This window comes from Streptomyces cyaneofuscatus (genome assembly GCF_042718795.1).
GTDB lineage: Bacteria > Actinomycetota > Actinomycetes > Streptomycetales > Streptomycetaceae > Streptomyces > Streptomyces cyaneofuscatus_A.
Map to the genome: position 1 here is coordinate 99,869 of NZ_JBHXOX010000021.1, position 18,940 is coordinate 118,808.

Sequence of the window (18,940 nt, forward strand, 5' to 3'; positions counted from 1 at the left end):
AGGTGTGATCTGCGATTTAGGGTCACACGGAGTGCGGGGATAACCTGCCGGATGGACATGCCGCGTACTCGGACACCGTGTGCGCCTCCCTAGTGACAGAGCAGTCACGTTGCCCTTCGCGGCACTGCCCACGCAGAAGAACGAACCGCGATACCACTGAAAAGGGACGGACGCGCGTGGACCTGTTCGAGTACCAGGCGAGGGACCTCTTCGCCAAGCACGGTGTACCGGTGCTGGCCGGTGAAGTCATCGACACGCCTGAGGCGGCCCGCGAGGCGACCGAGAAGCTGGGCGGCAAGTCGGTCGTCAAGGCGCAGGTGAAGGTCGGCGGCCGCGGCAAGGCCGGTGGCGTCAAGCTCGCCGCCGACGCCGACGAGGCGGTCGCCCGGGCGACCGACATCCTCGGCATGGACATCAAGGGCCACACGGTCCACAAGGTGATGATCGCCGAGCTGTCGCCGGAGATCGAGGCGGAGTACTACGTCTCGTACCTCCTGGACCGCACCAACCGCACCTTCCTGGCCATGGCCTCGGTGCAGGGCGGCATGGACATCGAGGAGGTCGCGGAGAAGACCCCCGAGGCCCTCGCGAAGGTCCCGGTCGACTCCAATTCCGGCGTGGACATCGTCAAGGCCCGCGAGATCGTGGCCCAGGCGAAGTTCCCGGCCGAGGTGGCCGAGAAGGTCGCCGAGGTCCTGGTGACGCTGTGGGACACCTTCGTCGCCGAGGACGCGCTCCTCGTCGAGGTGAACCCGCTGGTGAAGACCAAGGACGGCCGGATCCTGGCCTTGGACGGCAAGGTCTCGCTCGACGAGAACGCCGACTTCCGCCAGCCCGACCACGAGGCGCTCGAGGACAAGGCCGCAGCCAACCCGCTCGAGGCTGCCGCCAAGGCCAAGAACCTCAACTACGTCAAGCTCGACGGTGAGGTCGGCATCATCGGTAACGGTGCCGGTCTGGTCATGTCGACCCTGGACGTCGTCGCGTACGCCGGTGAGAACCACGGCAGCGTGAAGCCCGCCAACTTCCTCGACATCGGTGGCGGCGCCTCCGCCGAGGTCATGGCGAACGGCCTGGAGATCATCCTCGGCGACCCGGACGTCAAGTCCGTCTTCGTCAACGTCTTCGGTGGCATCACCGCGTGCGACGAGGTCGCCAACGGCATCGTGCAGGCGCTCGCGCTGCTCGAGTCCAAGGGCGAGAAGGTCGAGAAGCCGCTGGTCGTGCGTCTCGACGGCAACAACGCGGAGCTCGGTCGCAAGATCCTCTCCGACGCCAACCACCCGCTCGTGCAGCGCGTGGACACCATGGACGGCGCGGCCGACAAGGCCGCCGAGCTCGCCGCGGCTGCGAAGTAAGGACGAGGGACTCCACACCATGGCTATCTTCCTCACCAAGGACAGCAAGGTCATCGTCCAGGGGATGACCGGCGCCACGGGCATGAAGCACACCAAGCTCATGCTGGCCGACGGCACCAACATCGTCGGTGGCGTGAACCCGCGCAAGGCGGGCACGTCCGTCGACTTCGACGGCACCGACGTACCGGTCTTCGGCTCCGTCAAGGAAGCGATGGAGAAGACGGGCGCCAACGTCTCCGTCCTCTTCGTGCCGCCGGCGTTCTCCAAGGCCGCCGTCGTCGAGGCGATCGACGCCGAGATCCCGCTCGCGGTCGTCATCACCGAGGGCATCGCCGTTCACGACTCCGCCGCCTTCTGGGCGTACGCGAACGAGAAGGGCAACAAGACCCGGATCATCGGCCCGAACTGCCCGGGTCTCATCACCCCCGGCCAGTCCAACGCCGGCATCATCCCGGGCGACATCACCAAGCCCGGCCGCATCGGTCTCGTGTCCAAGTCCGGCACGCTGACCTACCAGATGATGTACGAGCTCCGTGACATCGGCTTCTCCTCCGCCGTCGGCATCGGTGGCGACCCGGTCATCGGTACGACGCACATCGACGCCCTCGCGGCGTTCGAGGCCGACCCCGAGACCGACCTCATCGTGATGATCGGCGAGATCGGCGGCGACGCCGAGGAGCGTGCCGCCGACTTCATCGCGAAGAACGTCACGAAGCCGGTCGTCGGCTACGTCGCGGGCTTCACCGCCCCCGAGGGCAAGACCATGGGCCACGCGGGCGCCATCGTCTCCGGCTCCTCCGGCACCGCCCAGGCGAAGAAGGAGGCCCTTGAGGCCGCCGGCGTGAAGGTCGGCAAGACGCCGACCGAGACCGCCAAGCTGGCGCGCGAGATCCTCGGCGCCTGAGCCAGGCAGCCGCACCACGCGTGAACGGCGCGGGCCCGCACCCCCTCCAGACCAGGGGTGCGGGCCCGCGCCGTTCGGCGTTTCCGCAGGTCGTTCCGCACGTCGTTCCGCAGGTCGATCCGCAGGTCGATCCGCAGGTCAAGGAATACGCGGCACCAGCCGCTCCGGGCCGTGGGCCAACTGCTCCTTCAGCGACTTCTGCAGCTTCAGGTCCTGCGGCGTCAGCTTCTGCGGACCGCCGCGCGGCGGTACGCCCCCGACCCGTTCGGGGGGCGAGAGGGGCTGCTCGTAGTGCGTGGGCGCCGTGTGCAGGGTCAGCGCGGTCGCCCCGATGAGCAGGGCGGCGAAGGCGATGGCGGCCCGGGTCCAGAGCCGCGCCTTGTTCTCGCTGCCGGTGCGCACGGTGCGGGCGGGCAGCGGCGCCGGGACGTGTTCGGCGCGGGCGAGTCCGCCGAGCCGGTCGTGGAGCAGCTCGGACTGTTCGGCGGGCGAGGCGGCGGCCGCCAGTTCGGGCACCCGCTCGGCGACGGCGGCCCGGGCCACCTCCAGCCGCCCGGCCGCCGCCGGAGTGGACGCCTCCGTCTCGGCCGCCGTCTCCGGCAGGTCCAGGCCGACCCCGTCGTAGAGGAGCAGGGTGCGCCGGTAGGCCGGGGGGAGGTCGAGCAGCGCCTCGAACAGGGCCCGCCGGGCCGGTTCGGTGGGCGGTTCGTCCGGGTGCCGGTGGACGCGGCGCAGCCGGTGCCAGGGGGACATCGCGTACTCGTACGCCGCCGCGCGCACCCAGCCGACCGGGTCCCGGTCCACGGCCACCTCGGGCCAGCGGTGCCAGGCCAGTTGGAAGGCCCGCTCGACGGACTCCCGGGCCAGGCTGCGGCGGCCGGTCAGGAGGTAGGTCTGCCGTACGAGGCCGGGGGCGGCGTGGGCGTACAGCGCGTCGAACGCCTCGTCGGGGGAGAGCCGGGGGGTGGCGGGCTCCGGCTCGGGGGGCGGGGGAGGAGCCGCCGGTACGGGAGGTGACGAGGCGTCCGGCGCCGTCGACGCGCTCGCGGGCTCGGGCTCGGGCGCGCCGGCCGGCTCAGGCTCGGGCGCGCTCACCGGAGGGGCCACGGGCGCGCTCACCGGAGGGGCCACCGGAGCGCGCTCGGCCGCGATCACGGACGCGGGCTCGGGCCCTGTCACGGGAAGGGGCGCGGGAGGCGGCTTCGGCTTCCGTCTCCGCTTCGACTCCGGCTTCGACTCCGGCCTCGGGTCCGGCGCGATGAGCTTCGCGTACAGCGCGCGCTTGCGGCCGCGCGGGCTCGTGCGCCCCGTCTCCCAGGAGCGCACGGTGGCACGTGTCACGCCCACGGCTGCCGCCACCTGCTCCTCGCTCAGCGACTTCGCCTCGCGCAGTCTGCGGCGCTCCTTGGGGGAGGAGGGCAGCGGTGGTGCGGCGACCTCGTCGGTGGTGCTCCGGGTCATGGACGACCCCCGGCAGCACTGCACTGGGTGAAAAAGTACATAAACGTATATTGAGCGACACGGCGGCTCTTCGCGCGTTACGCGAGATAAGCGCGTGTCGTTGGGAGCATGGGCGACGTGACCCAAATGACCGAACGCAGCCCGATGTTGCCGCCCGAACGGACCAGGACCCTCGCCCTGGCCTCCGCCTTTCTGCGGGGCGTGGCCGCCGCCGGGCTGGGTCTCGGTTCGCTGGCCGTGCTGGTGACGGTGCTCTGGATCAGCTCCCCGTACCCGGACAGCGGACCCGGCGGCGCGCTGCGCGCGGCGGCCGCGGTCTGGCTCCTCGCGCACGGCGCCGAACTCGTCCGCCCTGACACCCTCAGCGGAGTCCCGGCGCCGGTCGGCGTGGTCCCGCTCCTCCTCGTGGCGGGCCCCGTCTGGCTGGCGCACCGGGCGGCGCGCGATGCGGCGGAGCCGGAGGAGGGGCGGCGACGGCCCTCGCAGGCCGGCGCGTTCTGTGCGGTGACCGCCGGATACCTGCTGGTCGCGGCAGGCGCGGCGGCCTATGCGCGGGGCGGGTCGCTGCGCGTCGTGCCGGACACGCTGGCGTTCCCGGTGGCGCTGGTGGTGGCCGGTGCGGCGGCGGCCGGGGTGTGGACGGCGGCGGGGCGACCGTTCGGGCCGCTGCCGTCCTGGTCGCCCCTGGTGCTCCAGGAGGCCGTCGCCCGGACGCTCTTCCGCAACCGGGCCGAGGCGGCGTGCCGGGCGGCGGCGGTCGGCACCGCGGTCCTGGTCGGCGGGGGCGCGCTCCTGGTGGCGGTGGCCCTGGGGCGGAACGCGGTGGCGGCGCAGGAATCCTTCCTGGCGCTCTCCGGCGACTGGTCGGGGCGGCTGGCGGTGCTGCTGCTCGCCGTGTCGCTGGTGCCCAACGCCGCGCTGTGGGGCGCCGCGTACGGGCTCGGCCCCGGCTTCGCGCTCGGTACGGGGGCCACGGCCACCCCGCTGGGCCTCACCGGGACCCCGGCCGTGCCCCACTTCCCGCTGCTGGCGGCGGCCCCCGACCAGGGCCCGGCCACCCCGCTGAACTGGGCGGCCCTCGCCGTCCCGGCCGTAGCCGCGCTGGCGCTCGCCTGGTGCGCCGTACGCCGGGCGGCCCCCGCCGACGCCCCCCGCGCGCAGGCCTGGAGCCCGCGCGAGACGGCGCTGGTGACCGGCCTCGCCGCGCTGGGGTGCGGAGCGGTCACGGCGCTGCTCGCGGCGGTGGCGGGCGGCCCGCTGGGGTCGGGGGCGCTCGCCGCGTTCGGGCCCGTGTGGTGGCTGGCGGGACCGGCGGCGCTGGCGTGGACGGCGGGCATCGGCGTACCGGCTGCCCTGCTCCTGCGGCTGTGGCGGCTGCGCGAACGGGGCTGGGCCTGGCGCAGGGACGCGGACGTGCCGGAGGGAGCCGAGGGCGCCGACGACGAGGACGTACGAGAAGGGCCGGACGGGAACGGGGCGGACGCGGACGCGGTGCCGGAGGGGGAGGAGGCGGAGGCAGCGGATGAGACCGGGAAGTCCCGCCGCTGGTGGGCGCCCTGGCGCACGGGCGCGCCCGGAGGCAGCACCGCCCAGGAGGACCCGGCCGGGTCGGTGGCCGGAGGGCCGGCCCCGGCGGGCGGTGCGCCCGAGGACGATCCGGGTTTCGAACCGTACGACTTCCTGCCGACCGACCCCTGGCACGAGAAAGAGACGAGGGAGGCCCGGTGGGCCTCCCTCAAGCGGGGCTCCGGCGGCCTGATGGCCGACTTCCCCGCACGCGTCCCGGCCGCCCTGGGATCCGAGGAGACGACTGCGAGGGAGACGCCCGGGAAGGAGACGTCCACGAAGGGGACGCCCGGGAAGGAGGCGCCGGGGAAGAAGGCGCCGGGGAAGAAGGCGCCCGCGGCCCTCGCTGACGAGAAGTCAGGTGACGGCCGGGACGGCGCTACTCCTTGACGCCGAAGAGCGGTTCCAGCGGCTTCGGCAACTGGTCGTTGCAGGCCACCGCGCCGGACTTGGTCAGGGCGTCGTTCACGCACGTGTAGTAGTCGCGGTAGACGAGCTGCACGGTGTACGTCGTGATCACGATGATCAGGGCCAGCAGCGCGGTCACCAGCCCGCTGATGGCCGCCGTGGTCTGAGGGCGGCGCTCACCGGTCCGGGCCGGGGTGGCCGCCGGCGCGGCACCTCCGTCGCCCACGGCCGGAGTTCCGGCGCCCGTGGCCGCGCCCACCGCCGTCCGGTCCGGCGCGGACGGGCTCCTGGGCTCGGCGCGCAGCGAGCTGATCGCCCAGTACACGGAGAGGGCGCCCAGCAGCAGCGCGACCTCCGTGAAGTCGAAGAGCGCGAAGAAGACGGACCAGATACCGCCGAGCAGCGCGTAGCGGGCGCGCCGCTGTACGGGGTCGGTCGGGTCCCAGCGCATCCCGGCGGGGCCGCCGTCGGGCCCGCCCTTGCCGCCCGGGCCGTTCGCACCGGAACGGCCGCCGAAGCCGCCGCCACCCCGTCCGGGCTGCTTGTTGCTCCACTGGCTGCCCCAGGAGGAGCGGCCGCCGGAGCCCTCGTCGTCGCTGCCGTTCGCAGGGCTGGAGCCCGAGGGGTGGCGCGGCTGCCACGGCTGGTCGGGCCGGCCGGCCGGCGGCGGGGCGAACGGATTGTCGTCGGCCGGCTTCGCGGGAGCATCCGGCGACGAACCAGACGAACCAGACGAGCCAGAAGAGCCAGGCGAACCGGAGGCGGATGAGGAGTCCGGCGACTCCGGGCCGGAGTCCGGCGAAGAGGACTGGCGCTCCCGCATCAGCAGAGCGGCCCGTGCGGGCGACGGGAGGCGGAAGGCGGTGCGACGGCGTCGGTCCGGCATGTGGTGAACGTCTTCCCCATCTCGTCATGTCCGTCCGAAGGACGGTTCGACCGCCCGGTGGACGGCTCGCTGTCCCCTGACGCTACCTCTCGGCCCGGCCCCCGTCCCGTGGGGGCCGCCCGGTGTGCCGGTATCGTTGCTGACGGTCGGCCCGTTCGTAGGGTTCCCCGTATCGGGCGAAGCGATTCTTTCGTACGACCCTACAAAGAGTTCGCCGCAAGAGTTCGCCGCAAAGAGCTCGCCGAAGAGTTCACCGAAAGAGTTCACCGCACCTGCGTCACCGCGCGGTCATCACGTGAGAAAGGGCCCCGACGTGGCCTCCCCGCCTCCCTCCGCCTCTCCCGCCCGGCTGGTCGTGCTGGTCTCCGGATCCGGCACCAACCTCCAGGCCCTGCTCGACGCCATCGGCGACGACCCGGCGGCGTACGGGGCACGGATCGTCGCGGTCGGCGCCGACCGTGACGGGACCGGCGGGGCGGAGCGGGCCGAGAAGGCCGGAATCCCCACGTTCGTGTGCAGGCTCAAGGACCACGCGACGCGTGCGGAGTGGGACGAGGCGCTCGCCGCCGCCGTCGCCGAACACCGCCCGGACCTCGTCGTCTCCGCCGGTTTCATGAAGATCGTGGGCCCCGCGTTCCTCGCTGCCTTCGGTGGCCGGACCGTCAACACCCACCCCGCCCTGCTGCCCAGCTTCCCCGGCGCCCACGGAGTGCGTGACGCACTCGCGTACGGCGTCAAGGTCACGGGCTGCACCGTCCACTTCGTCGACGACGGCGTCGACACCGGTCCGATCATCGCGCAGGGCGTGGTCGAGGTGACCGAGGAGGACACCCCGGAGGGCGAAGCCGCCCTCCACGAACGCATCAAGGAAGTCGAGCGCTCGCTGCTCGTCGAGGCCGTGGGGCGGATCGCCCGTGACGGCCATCGCATTGAGGGACGAAAGGTTCATCTCGGTCATGTCGGTGAATAAGCCCATCCGCCGCGCCCTGGTCAGTGTCTACGACAAGACGGGGCTCGAAGACCTCGCCCGCGGTCTGCACGAGGCGGGCGTCGAACTCGTCTCCACCGGCTCCACCGCCGGGAAGATCGCCGCCGCCGGAGTACCGGTCACCAAGGTCGAGGAGCTCACCGGCTTCCCCGAGTGCCTGGACGGCCGCGTGAAGACCCTCCACCCCCGCGTCCACGCCGGCATCCTCGCCGACCTCCGCCTGGACGCCCACCGTGAGCAGCTCGCCGAGCTCGGGGTCGAGCCGTTCGACCTGGTGGTCGTGAACCTCTACCCGTTCAAGGAGACCGTCGCGTCCGGCGCCTCCGACGACGAGTGCGTGGAGCAGATCGACATCGGCGGCCCCTCCATGGTCCGCGCCGCCGCCAAGAACCACCCCTCCGTGGCCGTGGTCACCAGCCCCGAGCGGTACGCGGACGTCCTCGCCGCCGTCCAGGCCGGCGGCTTCGACCTCACCGCCCGCAAGCGGCTCGCCGCCGAGGCGTTCCAGCACACCGCCGCGTACGACGTGGCCGTGGCCTCCTGGTTCGTGGACGGCTACGCGCCCGCCGACGACTCGGGCCTCCCGGAGTTCCTGGGCGACGCCCTCATCCGTAAGAGCGTCCTGCGCTACGGCGAGAACCCGCACCAGCCCGCCGCCCTCTACACCTCGGGCACCGGCGGTCTGGCCGAGGCGGAGCAGCTGCACGGCAAGGAGATGTCCTACAACAACTACACGGACACCGACGCCGCGCGCCGGGCCGCGTACGACCACGCCGAACCGTGCGTCGCGATCATCAAGCACGCCAACCCGTGCGGCATCGCGATCGCCGACGATGTCGCGACCGCGCACCGCAAGGCGCATGCCTGCGACCCGCTCTCGGCGTTCGGCGGCGTCATCGCCGTCAACCGTCCGGTGACGGTCGAGCTGGCCGAGCAGGTCGCGGAGATCTTCACCGAGGTCATCGTTGCCCCGGCCTACGAGGACGGCGCGGTCGAGGTGCTCGCCCGAAAGAAGAACATCCGCGTGCTGCGCGCCCCCGGGGCCCCGGCCACCACGGTCGAGGTCAAGGCCGTCGACGGCGGGGCGCTCCTCCAGGTCACCGACCGCCTCCAGGCCGAGGGCGACGACCCGGCCAACTGGACGCTGGCCACCGGCGACGCGCTCTCCGAGGCCGAGCTGAAGGAGCTGGCCTTCGCCTGGAAGGCGTCCCGGGCCGTCAAGTCCAACGCGATCCTCCTCGCCAAGGACGGCGCCTCGGTCGGCGTCGGCATGGGCCAGGTCAACCGCGTCGACTCCGCGAAGCTCGCCGTCGAGCGGGCGGGCGCGGAGCGGGCGGCCGGTTCGTACGCCGCCTCCGACGCCTTCTTCCCGTTCCCCGACGGCCTGGAGATCCTCACCGCCGCCGGCATCAAGGCGGTCGCCCAGCCCGGCGGCTCCGTCCGCGACGAGCTGGTGATCGAGGCCGCGAAGAAGGCGGGCGTCACGATGTACCTCACCGGGACGCGCCACTTCTTCCACTGACCGGCACCTGTTCCACTGACCGGCACCTGTACGACCCGTGGCCGCACCCGGTGAAGGGGTGCGGCCACGGCCGTGTCCGTCGTACGGAATCGCCTCGGCGCTCTGTTCTAATGAACGGCCGTATCCGAAGAACAGCGGCCGTATCCGAAGAACAGCAGGAATCCCTAGCGGGGGCAGTCACCGTGCTTGAGCTGAACAAGAGTGGAACGGACCCGGTGGAGACGGGGCGGCTGCTGCCCACGCAGCGCACCGGCCCGGACCCCGCCACCGCCGAACGCGTACCCCTGCGGCCGTACCTCGTCACCGGCGCCGTCCTGTGCGGGCTGTACTTCCTCTACTCCTACCTCCAGTACGCCCGCTTCGGCTCGCCCTCCTGGGACCTCGGGATCTTCGAGCAGGAGGTACGGGCGTACGCGGACCTCAGGGCCCCGGTCGTCGACATCAAGGGCCCCGGCTATCTGATCCTCGGCGACCACTTCTCCCCGATCGTCGCGCTGCTGGCCCCGCTCTACTGGCTCTGGCCCTCGGCCGAGTCCCTGCTCTTCGCGCAGGCCGCGTTCTTCGCGCTGGGCGCGGTCATCGTCGGCCGCACCACGCAGCAGCTCCTCGGCGGCCGTTCCGGGCTCTGCGTCACCGTCGCGTACGGACTCTCCTGGGGCATCCAGGAGGCGGTGAAGTCCGACTTCCACGAGATCGCCTTCGCCGTCCCGCTCCTCGCCCTCGTCTGCCGCGCGCTGCTCCTGGAGCGGTACACGGCCGCCCTGCTCTGGTCGCTGCCGCTGGTCCTGGTCAAGGAGGACCTCGGCGCGACCGTCGCCGTCGTCGGCTTCCTGCTCTTCGTGTACGGGCGCCGCCTCCAGGGTGCGCTGCTCGCCGCGTTCGGGGTGGCCGCGTTCGTGGTGACCCTCATGGTCCTCATCCCGGCGGCCTCCAGCGCGGGGACGTACGACTACTGGCAGAAGATCGACAAGAACGGCGAGCAGGACGTCTCGATGCTGGACTCGCTCCTCGGCGTCCTGAACTCCTCCGCCAAGATCGAGATGCTGGTCTTCCTGGTCGGCATCACCGCGTTCATCGCGCTGCGCTCGCCGCTGACGCTGCTGATCATCCCGACGCTCGGCTGGCGGCTGCTCTCCCAGGACAGCAACCACTGGGGCATGGTCTGGCACTACAGCGCGATCCTGATGCCGGTGCTCTTCCTGGCGATGGCCGACGGCGTCCGCCGCAGCCGCGCGTCGGAACGGCCCTGGCTCGCCTCGTACGCGAAGGTCGTCGTCCCGGTCTCCGTCGCGATCGCCGTGGCCATGACCCAGCACCTGCCGCTGCGCGACCTGCTGCGCCCGGACTCCTACAGCACCGACGCCCGTACGGAAGCGGCCCGGGCGGCGCTGAAGGCGATCCCGGTCGGCGCGCGGGTCGAGACGGACATCACGCTCATGGCCCACCTCACCTCCGACCGGACCGTCTACTGGATCGGCGGCGCACCGGAGACCGCGCCCGACATCGTCGCCATCAACCTGGACTTCGGCTGGTCACGCCCGATCCAGGACCCGGTGGCGTACGCCGAGCAGCTCCACCCCGAGGCGCGCTACCGGCTCAAGCACCGGGGCGGCAGCTTCGTGGTGATGGAGCGGACGACGCCGGAGCCGGCGGAGATCCCGGGCGTACGGGAGGACTGAGCGGGCCGGCGCGGGGGCGGGCGCCCGACGGCCGGTGCCGTACGCGATCGGGGGCCCGGCGGTCGGTCCCGGGCCCGTACGCGATCGGGCGCCCGGCGGTCGGTCCCGTACGCGCGAAGGCCGCACCCGGTGGACGGGTGCGGCCTTTACAGCGAGCGCCGGGCGCCGAGCGCCGGGCGCCGAGCGCCGGGCGCCGAGCGCCGAGCGCCTAGGGTCACTTCGAGCGGATGACCACCGACGAGCAGACCTTGTCCGCGAACGTCTGCTTCTTCTCGTCCCACAGCGGCCACAGCCACCCGATGTAGCAGGCGATGCTGTCCAGGAAGTGGGCCAGGCGGCGCACGAAGGCCATACCGAAGCCCAGCGGGCGGCCGTCGGCCTCGCGCAGCAGGCGGATGCCCACGGCCTTCTTGCCGATCGTCTGGCCGGTGGTGCCCTCCTGGTACAGCTGCCAGATGGTGAGGCCGATCATCAGGAGGAAGCCGAGCAGGGCGAGGATGCCGCCCGTCGCGTCACCCATGGCGCCGCCGATGCCTACGAGGACGAGGTACGGCGCGCCGATGATGAGGCCGTCGATGATCAGCCCGCCCGCCCGCAGACCCCAGTGCGCCAGCTCCGGCATCCCGCCGCCGTACCCGGGCTGCCCCTGCGGGTAGCCGCCGCCGTAGGGCTGGCCGGGCTGCTGCGGGTATCCCGTCTGCGGCGGGTATCCCGGCTGCTGCTGCGGGTAGCCGTAGCCCTGCTGCGGGACGCCCTGCGGCGCCTGCTGCGGGTAGCCGTAGCCCGGCTCCCCCTGCGGCGGTCCCTGGGGAGGCTGGCCGGGCTGCTGCCCGTACGGGTTGTTGGGGTCGCCGAAGCTCATATCAGGGGTGTTCCTTCAACAGACGTGTGGGGACGGATGGCCACACGGAGGAAGGACGACGTTCAGCGGCCCACCCCCCGTACAACCGCGGCCTTCATCGTTATAAGCGCGACCGGCGTTTGTCCAGTCCGGGGCACCGGACGTTGTGCAAGTGCAATCTCGGCCACAGGTGAGGCACAGGCAATTGGTACGCGGGCGGGGTCATCCGCGAGGATGGGGCCATGACTGCCCAGATTCTCGATGGCAAGGCCACCGCTGCCGCGATCAAATCCGATCTGACCGTCCGTGTGGCGGCCCTCAAGGCGCAGGGGATCACCCCCGGCCTCGGAACCCTGCTCGTCGGGGACGACCCGGGCAGCCGCTGGTACGTGAACGGCAAGCACCGCGACTGCGCCGAGGTCGGTATCGGCTCCATCCAGCGCGAACTCCCCGACACCGCCACCCAGGAGGAGATCGAGGACGTCGTACGGGAGCTCAACGCCGACCCGGAGTGCACGGGTTACATCGTCCAGTTGCCGCTGCCCAAGGGCATCGACACCAACCGGGTCCTGGAGCTGATGGACCCGGAGAAGGACGCCGACGGGCTGCACCCGATGAGCCTCGGCCGCCTCGTCCTCAACGAGACGGGCCCGCTGCCGTGCACCCCGCAGGGCGTCGTCCAACTGCTGCGCGCGCACGGCGTGGAGATCAACGGCGCGCATGTCGTGGTCGTCGGACGCGGTGTCACCATCGGCCGTTCGATCCCGCTGCTGCTGACCCGTAAGTCGGAGAACGCCACGGTGACCCAGTGCCACACCGGCACCCGGGACCTCGCCTCGCACCTGCGCCAGGCCGACATCATCGTCGCCGCGGCGGGCGTCCAGCACCTGATCAAGCCCGAGGACGTCAAGCCGGGCGCGGCGGTGCTCGACGTCGGCGTCAGCCGGGACGAGAACGGCAAGATCGTCGGCGATGTGCACCCGGGGGTCCGCGAGGTGGCGGCCTGGGTCGCCCCGAACCCCGGCGGCGTCGGCCCGATGACCCGCGCCCAGCTCCTGGTCAACGTGGTCGAGGCGGCCGAGCGGACCGCGGCCGAGGCCGCCGACGCTGCCGCCGCGGGCTGACGGCCGGATCCGGAGGGAACCCCATGGGTGCTGGTACGAGTCCGGCCGACCCGGCCCCCGCGGGCCCGGCGGCCGAGGGGCCGGATGCCGCGGCCACGGAGGACGTCACCGCGGAGCCCGCACGCGCGGAAGCGGGCGACGGCACCGCGGAATCGGGCAGCGGCTCCTCGGCGTCCGGCACCACGGGGTCGGGCAGCGGCTCCACCGAGCCCGACAGCGCCTCCGCCGAGCCCGGCAGTACGGAAGTCGAGCCCGGGAGTACGGAAGCCGAGCCCGGGAGCACGGAACCGGACGGCAAGGCGCCGGCCCCCCGCAGGACCCGGCGGTTCCCGCTCTTCACGCGGGACACCGCCCGCCCCGAGGGCGGCGGCCGGGCCGCCTCGGGCGACGCGCCCGCCCCGGCCCGGCAGTGGCCGCTGCTCACCGTGCTCGGCACGGCGGGCGCCGGCCTGCTGATCGTCGCCCTGGACCCGTTCGCCGAGGCGTTCCGGATCGGCACCATCCTGATCGGCGTGGCGCTGATCGCCGGCGCGGTGCTGCGCTGGGTGGTGCCGGCGGTCGGCATGCTCGCGGTGCGCTCCCGCTTCACCGACCTGGTGACGTACGGGCTGATGGGCACCCTGATCGTGCTGCTCGCCCTGGTCGCGCAGCCGAGCCCGTGGCTTGACGTGCCGATCCTGGAGAACGCGGTCCGCTTCACGATCCGCTAGCGCGGCAGGGCCCGTGGGCCTGGGCGGGCACCCGTCAGGAGGTGCCCGCCCGGGCCGCCCGTCCCCACCCCCGAGGAGGGACGGACGGCACGGTCCGGGGCTCCGGGGGAGCGGCCCCGGCCTGCGGCGGAAGCGGAATGCGCGTCCTTCCCGCCCCGTCCCGGGCTCAAGCGTCATGGACACGGAAGGCCGCTACAAGGCTCCCCTGGGGCCTGTGGCACGGAAGTGACCATTCCGGCACGGTGTGATCGCCGCGCAACGATGGCAGACTGACACGGCGCGACGGGCGGACAGGACGGACATCGGACCGGTCCGGGGGTCCGCACCGGCACCGGCCGGCGGGAACGGCCACAGCGGGGGCGCTGGAAGCACGTCCGGGGGATGCACCGGGTGGCGCAGGGGATGACGGAAAAAAAGGGGGGCGACGCAATGCCTCGTTGGAAGGCACTGCCCGAAGAACTCGACCCGCAGATCAGGGAGTTCGCGAGCCAGCTTCGCGGGCTCGTGGACCGCAGCGGGCTGAACATCAACGCGGTGGCGGATCGTACGGGATTCAGCAAGACGTCCTGGGAGCGGTTCCTCAACGGTCGGCTGCTCCCCCCGCGCCGTGCCGTCGTGGCCCTCGCCGATGTGACGGGAACCCCGCAGCACCACCTCACGACCATGTGGGAGCTGGCCGAGCGCGCCTGGAGCCGGGCCGAGATGCGCCACGACATGACGATCGAGGCGATCCGCATCACCCAGGCCCGCGAGGCGCTCGGCGCGGCGGACCCGGCGGGCGGCGGCAGGAGCGGCGCCGTCCGGTCGGCCGACGGCCGCCACAGCGCGGCCGGTTCCGCCGGCCGAGGCCCCACCGCGACCGGAACGGGCGACGGCTACGGCCCCGACGGCTACGGCCCGGACGGCTACGGCCCGGACGCCGACCGCCAGGACAGCCACGGCTCCGACGCGTACGGCTCCGACGCGTACGGCACCGACCCCCACCGCACCGACCCCCACCGCACCGTCCCCCACAGCACCGACCCCCACCGCACCGATGGCCGCGCCCCCTCCGTCCCCACCCAGCGCGGAACCGTCCCCCCGGTCCCGCAGCAGCGGCAGGGCGGGCGGCGGGCGGACACCCAGCACGGCGGCGCGTCCGGCCGGGCCACCGGCGGCCGCAGCAAGGCGATCACGCTCGCCGTCGGTGCGGCCGGAGCGGTGATCGTGATCGTCGGCGCGGTGATGCTCGCGCCCAGCGGCGACGAACCCGCCAAGGCCAGCCCGCCCCCGACCGCCGCGCCCACGGCCACTTCCTCCACCGATCCCTCCACCGATCCCACGACCGATCCCGCGACCGATGAGCCCGCCCCCGAACCGCCCGCAGGCGTCGAGTGCCAGGGCGCCGACTGCGCCGGGCAGAACCCCGACGAGATGGGGTGCGGCGGAGACCATGCCCGTACGGTGTCCGCCGCCCAGGTCGGCGCCGCCCGGGTCGAGGTCCGGTACAGCGAGGTCTGCTCCGCCGCCTGGGCCCGGCTCACCGAGGCGGGGGCCGGGGATACCGTGACGATCACCGGCGGCGGAGCGGCGGACGCGCAGAACGGCGCGGTCACGGTCACGGAGGCGTACACGCCGATGGTCGCGGTGAAGAAGGCGGCCGACGCGAAGGCCTGCGCGACCCTTACCGCCGGCACGAAGGGCTGCACGACGTAGGAAGCGCCACGTAGGAAGCGCGACGTAAGAAGCACCACGCAAGAAGCACCACCTGAGCGGGCCTCCCGCATGCGGTGCGTGACCGGTTGTGCGCGGCGCCACAGGGGGCCGGGCGGTCCGCCCCGTCCGGGTCCGATAGCCTGACCGCCGGATATCTCTTCACGTCAAGATTCGTCGGAAGATTTCGTCGGACGATGCGTCGGGGCGCGAAGAGGTCTCCCGCACCAGGGTCCGGCACCAGGGGCCGGGACCCCCACCGCCAGCTGTCTAACGGAGACCGCCATGACCCGCACTCCCGTGAATGTCACCGTGACCGGCGCTGCCGGCCAGATCGGCTACGCGCTGCTCTTCCGCATCGCCTCCGGCCACCTGCTCGGCCCGGACGTGCCGGTCAACCTGCGCCTCCTGGAGATCCCGCAGGGCCTCAAGGCCGCCGAGGGCACCGCGATGGAGCTCGACGACTGCGCCTTCCCGCTGCTGCGCGGCATCGAGATCACCGACGACCCGAACGTCGGCTTCGCCGGTGCGAACGTGGCCCTGCTCGTCGGCGCCCGCCCGCGTACCAAGGGCATGGAGCGCGGCGACCTGCTCGCCGCCAACGGCGGCATCTTCAAGCCGCAGGGCAAGGCCATCAACGACAACGCCGCGGACGACATCAAGGTCCTCGTCGTCGGCAACCCGGCCAACACCAACGCGCTCATCGCGCAGGCCGCCGCCCCGGACGTACCGGCCGAGCGCTTCACCGCGATGACCCGCCTCGACCACAACCGCGCGATCTCGCAGCTCGCCGCCAAGACCGGTGCCGCCGTCTCCGACATCAAGAAGCTGACGATCTGGGGCAACCACTCGGCCACCCAGTACCCGGACATCTTCCACGCGGAGATCGCCGGCAAGAACGCCGCCGAGACCGTCAACGACGAGGTGTGGCTCGCCGACACCTTCATCCCGACCGTCGCCAAGCGCGGCGCCGCGATCATCGAGGCCCGTGGCGCGTCCTCCGCCGCCTCGGCCGCCAACGCCGCCATCGACCACGTCCACACCTGGGTCAACGGCACCGCCGCCGGCGACTGGACCTCGATGGGCATCCCGTCGGACGGCTCCTACGGCGTCCCCGAGGGCATCATCTCCTCCTTCCCGGTCACCACGAAGGACGGGAAGTACGAGATCGTCCAGGGCCTGGACATCAACGAGTTCTCCCGCAAGCGCATCGACGCCTCCGTCCAGGAGCTCGCCGAGGAGCGCGACGCGGTCCGCGAGCTCGGCCTCATCTGAGCCGCACCCGAGGCAGACGAAGCGCCCCCACCGGCCACGCCGACGGGGGCGCTTCGGCTTTCCCCGACCCGGCCGCCCACCGGCCGCCCACCGGCCTCCCGCCCGGTCGAGATGGCTGACAATCGACTCCCGGGTCAGCCCCCGCCTCGCTTACATTGGCCCCTTTCGATCTTCGGCCCCCGCAGGGCCGTGGCCAGCGCGACGCAACAGGGGAAAGAGGAGCCGGTGACCGGGAGTGCCGTGCCGCGGCCGTCGCAGGGCCAGGACGATCTGCTCGGGAAGCCGCCCGTGCACCCCGCGATCAGCGAGGCGAGCAGGCTGCTGTGCGCCGGGGTCCATCTGCACGACGGCTACCGGGACGCGGTCATCGACCAGCTGTACGTCCAGGAGCAGTGCGTCGTCGCCCCGTCGACGGGCTTCGACGCCGCCCGCGTCCTCGCCCACGCCCTGCGCGCCCGCCGCACCGAACTGGCGTGGGCGGCGGGCATCCTGGCGGCCTGGCTGCTCGGCGCCGTCCTCACCGGGGGCGTCATCGGGGCACTGTTCTTCCCGTGCGTCCTGCTCGCCCTCGCGCCCTGGGTGCGGGGGTCCGCGCCCAGCCCACCGGCCTACCGGCGGGCCGCGGCGTTCCTCATGCGCTGGTACGGGCGGCTCTTCCTGCTCCTCGTCGGGCTCTGGGTGCTGGCCTCGGCCCTCGGCTTGTTCGGCGGTGACTCCGACCCGGACGAGTTCTCCGGCTCGTACGGTCCGGGATCCTCCGGGTCCGACGGCTTCTCCGACAGCTACTCCGACACCCTGCCGGACGCCTCCGACCTGGGCTTCGCCCTGATCACCGGCAACCTCTCCGGAGGATCCGCCACCGGGGCCGCCTGGGCGGCCCTCTTCTTCCTCGCCGTCATCGCGGGCCTGGTCGGCCTCCAGCGCGGCCAGTTCGCCCGGGTGATGACCGACGAGCTGTCCCGGAAGAACTTCCCCGACCTCGCGGCCGACCAGGCCGAGCACGCGGCGGGCGACCGCTTCCGGCGGCTCCAGCAGCGCATCCGGCTGGAGCAGCACGCCCCCGTCATCCTGTACGGCGAGCGGAACCCGTTCTGCGGCATGGGCACGCCCTACGGCACCTGGAACCTCACCGTCGAGCTCCGGCCGAGCAAGGAGGGTCCCGCCGAGCCGCTGGACAACGCCCGGATCCTGCGCCGGATCGTGCCGCTGCTGGAGGGCCTGCGGGTGCCCTCCTCGCACGGTTCCGCCGAAGGCGCGGCCGCTGTCCGGGACCGGCTGCGCGAGCTGGTGGTCGACGAGTGCGTCTTCCTGCCGGTGGCCGGCCTGCCCCGGCGCGAGAGCGCCCCGTACGGGCCCGGGGCGTTCGAGGAGCACCGCGGCCGCGCCGTCGAGGAGGGCGGCGAGGGCCGGCGGCACTTCCTGCGCATCCGGGTCGGCGGCTGGAACGAGGAGGTCGTCGTCACCGTCTTCGTCCGGGTCCACACCCAGGGCGGGATGCTGATGCTGGAGGTGGCCCCGCACGTCCTGATGCCGGTGCACCCGCTGTTCCGCGACGCCGACCGGGCCGCCCACCGGCACCGCAACAACAACTGGTTCGGCAAGGCGGTCTGGGCGCTGACCCGCACCCCGGCCTCGCTGGCGCGCTCCGTCGTCACCCTGGGCCGCGGCGTGGCGAGCGGCTGGAAGCTCCTCACCGCCGGGAACAGCGGTGCGCTGGCCGAAGGGCCCGCGTTCTCCGTCCGGGAGCTGGGCGCCGACGAAGAGGCCTCGCTCTTCCAGGACATGGACGTCAACCGGTATCTGAAGAGCATCGAGGACCGGGTGAACGCCGGAGTCCGGCTCGCCCTGCGCGAAGCCGGCTACGCGACCGACGAGTTCGAGCAGAAGATCGTCAACATCGGTGCGGGCGGCGTGTTCATCGAGTCCGCGAAGGACAGCGCCATCGGCATCGGCGACCACAACGACATCAGGCGCTCCGGCCCGGCCGCCCACGGCGCGAGCAAGGGCCCCGGCAGCGGGAAGGCCCCCGGCGCCACGAAGAGCCCCGGCGCCACGAAGAGCCCCGGCACCGGGAAAGGCCCCGTCGCGACCCCTGGCCCTCAGCGGAAAGCAGGAGAGAAATGAGCCCCGCCCCGACCTCGGGACCGACCCCTGACGAGCAGCGGTCGCAGCCGCAGCGCCCCGTGCACATCGGTTCGGTGACCGGAAGCGCCTTCGCCGTCGGCGACCACAACACCGTCACCCAGCACCAGCACGCCGGACCCGCCGACGAGGCCCAGGCCGAACTGCTGCGGGCCGTGCGGGAACTCCGTGCCGACCTCGCCCGGTTCACCGCCTCCGACACCACGGAGGTGCTGGACGCCGAACTGGTCTCGGTGGCGGACGAGATCGAGACGGCGGGCGGAGCCGCGCCGGGCCGGCTGGCCCGCCTCCAGCAGGCCCTGACCGCCGCCGGGACGCTCACCGGAACCCTGGCGTCCGGTGTCGCGGTGGCCGAGGCGCTGCGCGCCCTGCTGGGAGGCTGAC

Annotated in this window: 15 protein-coding genes; 12 read left to right on the forward strand and 3 right to left on the reverse strand. The window is 72.8% G+C overall.

Translation table 11 applies throughout. The features are described 5' to 3' along the window. Positions 1-176 precede the first annotated feature (176 nt). Positions 177-1,358, forward strand: coding sequence for an ADP-forming succinate--CoA ligase subunit beta (sucC, locus tag ACFWRT_RS23935; RefSeq protein WP_161266163.1), 1,182 nt, complete (start codon positions 177-179; stop codon positions 1,356-1,358). Between the two features lie 19 nt (positions 1,359-1,377). Then, on the forward strand, positions 1,378-2,262 hold the full coding sequence (sucD, locus tag ACFWRT_RS23940; protein ID WP_380950167.1) for a succinate--CoA ligase subunit alpha: 885 nt from the start codon (positions 1,378-1,380) through the stop codon (positions 2,260-2,262). A gap of 138 nt (positions 2,263-2,400) precedes the next feature. Here sucD and ACFWRT_RS23945 read toward each other — a convergent pair whose 3' ends face one another. After that, complete coding sequence (locus ACFWRT_RS23945) at positions 2,401-3,723, reverse strand: helix-turn-helix domain-containing protein (RefSeq protein WP_380950168.1); 1,323 nt, start codon at positions 3,721-3,723, stop codon at positions 2,401-2,403. Between the two features lie 126 nt (positions 3,724-3,849). Here ACFWRT_RS23945 and ACFWRT_RS23950 point away from each other — a divergent pair, with 126 nt between their 5' ends. Further along, a complete protein-coding gene (locus ACFWRT_RS23950) occupies positions 3,850-5,679 on the forward strand; it encodes a cell division protein PerM (RefSeq protein ID WP_380950221.1) in 1,830 nt (609 codons plus the stop codon). Here the strand turns inward: ACFWRT_RS23950 and ACFWRT_RS23955 are convergent. Next, positions 5,669-6,583 carry a hypothetical protein gene (locus ACFWRT_RS23955; RefSeq protein WP_380950169.1) on the reverse strand — a complete coding sequence of 305 codons (915 nt, stop codon included), beginning with the start codon at positions 6,581-6,583 and terminating at the stop codon, positions 5,669-5,671. The genes ACFWRT_RS23950 and ACFWRT_RS23955 overlap by 11 nt on opposite strands. A gap of 313 nt (positions 6,584-6,896) precedes the next feature. Between ACFWRT_RS23955 and purN the strand changes: the two genes are divergently transcribed. The 3 genes from purN to ACFWRT_RS23970 all read left to right on the forward strand — a co-directional run bounded on the left by purN (position 6,897) and on the right by ACFWRT_RS23970 (position 10,772). Beyond that, entirely contained in the window at positions 6,897-7,553 is a 657-nt protein-coding gene (purN, locus tag ACFWRT_RS23960; protein WP_380950170.1) for a phosphoribosylglycinamide formyltransferase, read from the forward strand. Further along, positions 7,540-9,093 (forward strand): bifunctional phosphoribosylaminoimidazolecarboxamide formyltransferase/IMP cyclohydrolase, encoded by a 1,554-nt coding sequence (gene purH, locus ACFWRT_RS23965; RefSeq protein ID WP_380950171.1) that lies wholly within the window; start codon positions 7,540-7,542, stop codon positions 9,091-9,093. Before purN ends, purH begins: the two co-directional genes overlap by 14 nt. A gap of 182 nt (positions 9,094-9,275) precedes the next feature. Continuing rightward, a complete protein-coding gene (locus ACFWRT_RS23970) occupies positions 9,276-10,772 on the forward strand; it encodes a DUF2079 domain-containing protein (RefSeq protein ID WP_380950172.1) in 1,497 nt (498 codons plus the stop codon). 214 nt (positions 10,773-10,986) lie between these two features. On the opposite strand, the gene ACFWRT_RS23975 is transcribed toward ACFWRT_RS23970, so the two are convergent. Then, the gene (locus ACFWRT_RS23975; RefSeq protein WP_380950173.1) at positions 10,987-11,634 is read right to left on the reverse strand and encodes an RDD family protein; all 648 of its coding nucleotides are present in this window, start codon (positions 11,632-11,634) and stop codon (positions 10,987-10,989) included. 221 nt (positions 11,635-11,855) lie between these two features. Between ACFWRT_RS23975 and ACFWRT_RS23980 the strand changes: the two genes are divergently transcribed. The 6 genes from ACFWRT_RS23980 (at position 11,856) to ACFWRT_RS24005 (ending at position 18,939) form a co-directional block, all read left to right on the forward strand. Continuing rightward, positions 11,856-12,737, forward strand: coding sequence for a bifunctional methylenetetrahydrofolate dehydrogenase/methenyltetrahydrofolate cyclohydrolase (locus tag ACFWRT_RS23980; protein ID WP_326703958.1), 882 nt, complete (start codon positions 11,856-11,858; stop codon positions 12,735-12,737). A gap of 23 nt (positions 12,738-12,760) precedes the next feature. Further along, positions 12,761-13,447 (forward strand): DUF3017 domain-containing protein, encoded by a 687-nt coding sequence (locus ACFWRT_RS23985; RefSeq protein WP_380950174.1) that lies wholly within the window; start codon positions 12,761-12,763, stop codon positions 13,445-13,447. Positions 13,448-13,876: 429 nt separating this feature from the next. Then, positions 13,877-15,142, forward strand: a complete 1,266-nt coding sequence (locus tag ACFWRT_RS23990) for a helix-turn-helix domain-containing protein (RefSeq protein ID WP_380950175.1) — start codon at positions 13,877-13,879, stop codon at positions 15,140-15,142. A gap of 282 nt (positions 15,143-15,424) precedes the next feature. Beyond that, entirely contained in the window at positions 15,425-16,414 is a 990-nt protein-coding gene (locus ACFWRT_RS23995) for a malate dehydrogenase (RefSeq protein ID WP_380950176.1), read from the forward strand. A 225-nt stretch (positions 16,415-16,639) separates the two neighbouring features. Next, positions 16,640-18,538, forward strand: coding sequence for a succinate dehydrogenase/fumarate reductase transmembrane subunit (locus ACFWRT_RS24000; protein WP_380950177.1), 1,899 nt, complete (start codon positions 16,640-16,642; stop codon positions 18,536-18,538). Then, positions 18,535-18,939 (forward strand): hypothetical protein, encoded by a 405-nt coding sequence (locus ACFWRT_RS24005; RefSeq protein ID WP_380950178.1) that lies wholly within the window; start codon positions 18,535-18,537, stop codon positions 18,937-18,939. The genes ACFWRT_RS24000 and ACFWRT_RS24005 overlap by 4 nt, the downstream gene beginning before the upstream one ends. Position 18,940: the final 1 nt, after the last annotated feature.

What these genes read in the sequence shown, in the direction of transcription:
- sucD (WP_380950167.1), top strand. Translation starts at nt 1,378, where the DNA reads ATGGCTATCTTCCTCACCAAGGACAGCAAGGTCATCGTCCAGGGGATG.
- ACFWRT_RS23945 (WP_380950168.1), bottom strand. Translation starts at nt 3,723, where the DNA reads ATGACCCGGAGCACCACCGACGAGGTCGCCGCACCACCGCTGCCCTCC.
- ACFWRT_RS23950 (WP_380950221.1), top strand. Translation starts at nt 3,850, where the DNA reads ATGACCGAACGCAGCCCGATGTTGCCGCCCGAACGGACCAGGACCCTC.
- ACFWRT_RS23955 (WP_380950169.1), bottom strand. Translation starts at nt 6,583, where the DNA reads ATGCCGGACCGACGCCGTCGCACCGCCTTCCGCCTCCCGTCGCCCGCA.
- purH (WP_380950171.1), top strand. Translation starts at nt 7,540, where the DNA reads ATGTCGGTGAATAAGCCCATCCGCCGCGCCCTGGTCAGTGTCTACGAC.
- ACFWRT_RS23975 (WP_380950173.1), bottom strand. Translation starts at nt 11,634, where the DNA reads ATGAGCTTCGGCGACCCCAACAACCCGTACGGGCAGCAGCCCGGCCAG.
- ACFWRT_RS23980 (WP_326703958.1), top strand. Translation starts at nt 11,856, where the DNA reads ATGACTGCCCAGATTCTCGATGGCAAGGCCACCGCTGCCGCGATCAAA.
- ACFWRT_RS23985 (WP_380950174.1), top strand. Translation starts at nt 12,761, where the DNA reads ATGGGTGCTGGTACGAGTCCGGCCGACCCGGCCCCCGCGGGCCCGGCG.
- ACFWRT_RS23990 (WP_380950175.1), top strand. Translation starts at nt 13,877, where the DNA reads ATGCCTCGTTGGAAGGCACTGCCCGAAGAACTCGACCCGCAGATCAGG.
- ACFWRT_RS23995 (WP_380950176.1), top strand. Translation starts at nt 15,425, where the DNA reads ATGACCCGCACTCCCGTGAATGTCACCGTGACCGGCGCTGCCGGCCAG.
- ACFWRT_RS24005 (WP_380950178.1), top strand. Translation starts at nt 18,535, where the DNA reads ATGAGCCCCGCCCCGACCTCGGGACCGACCCCTGACGAGCAGCGGTCG.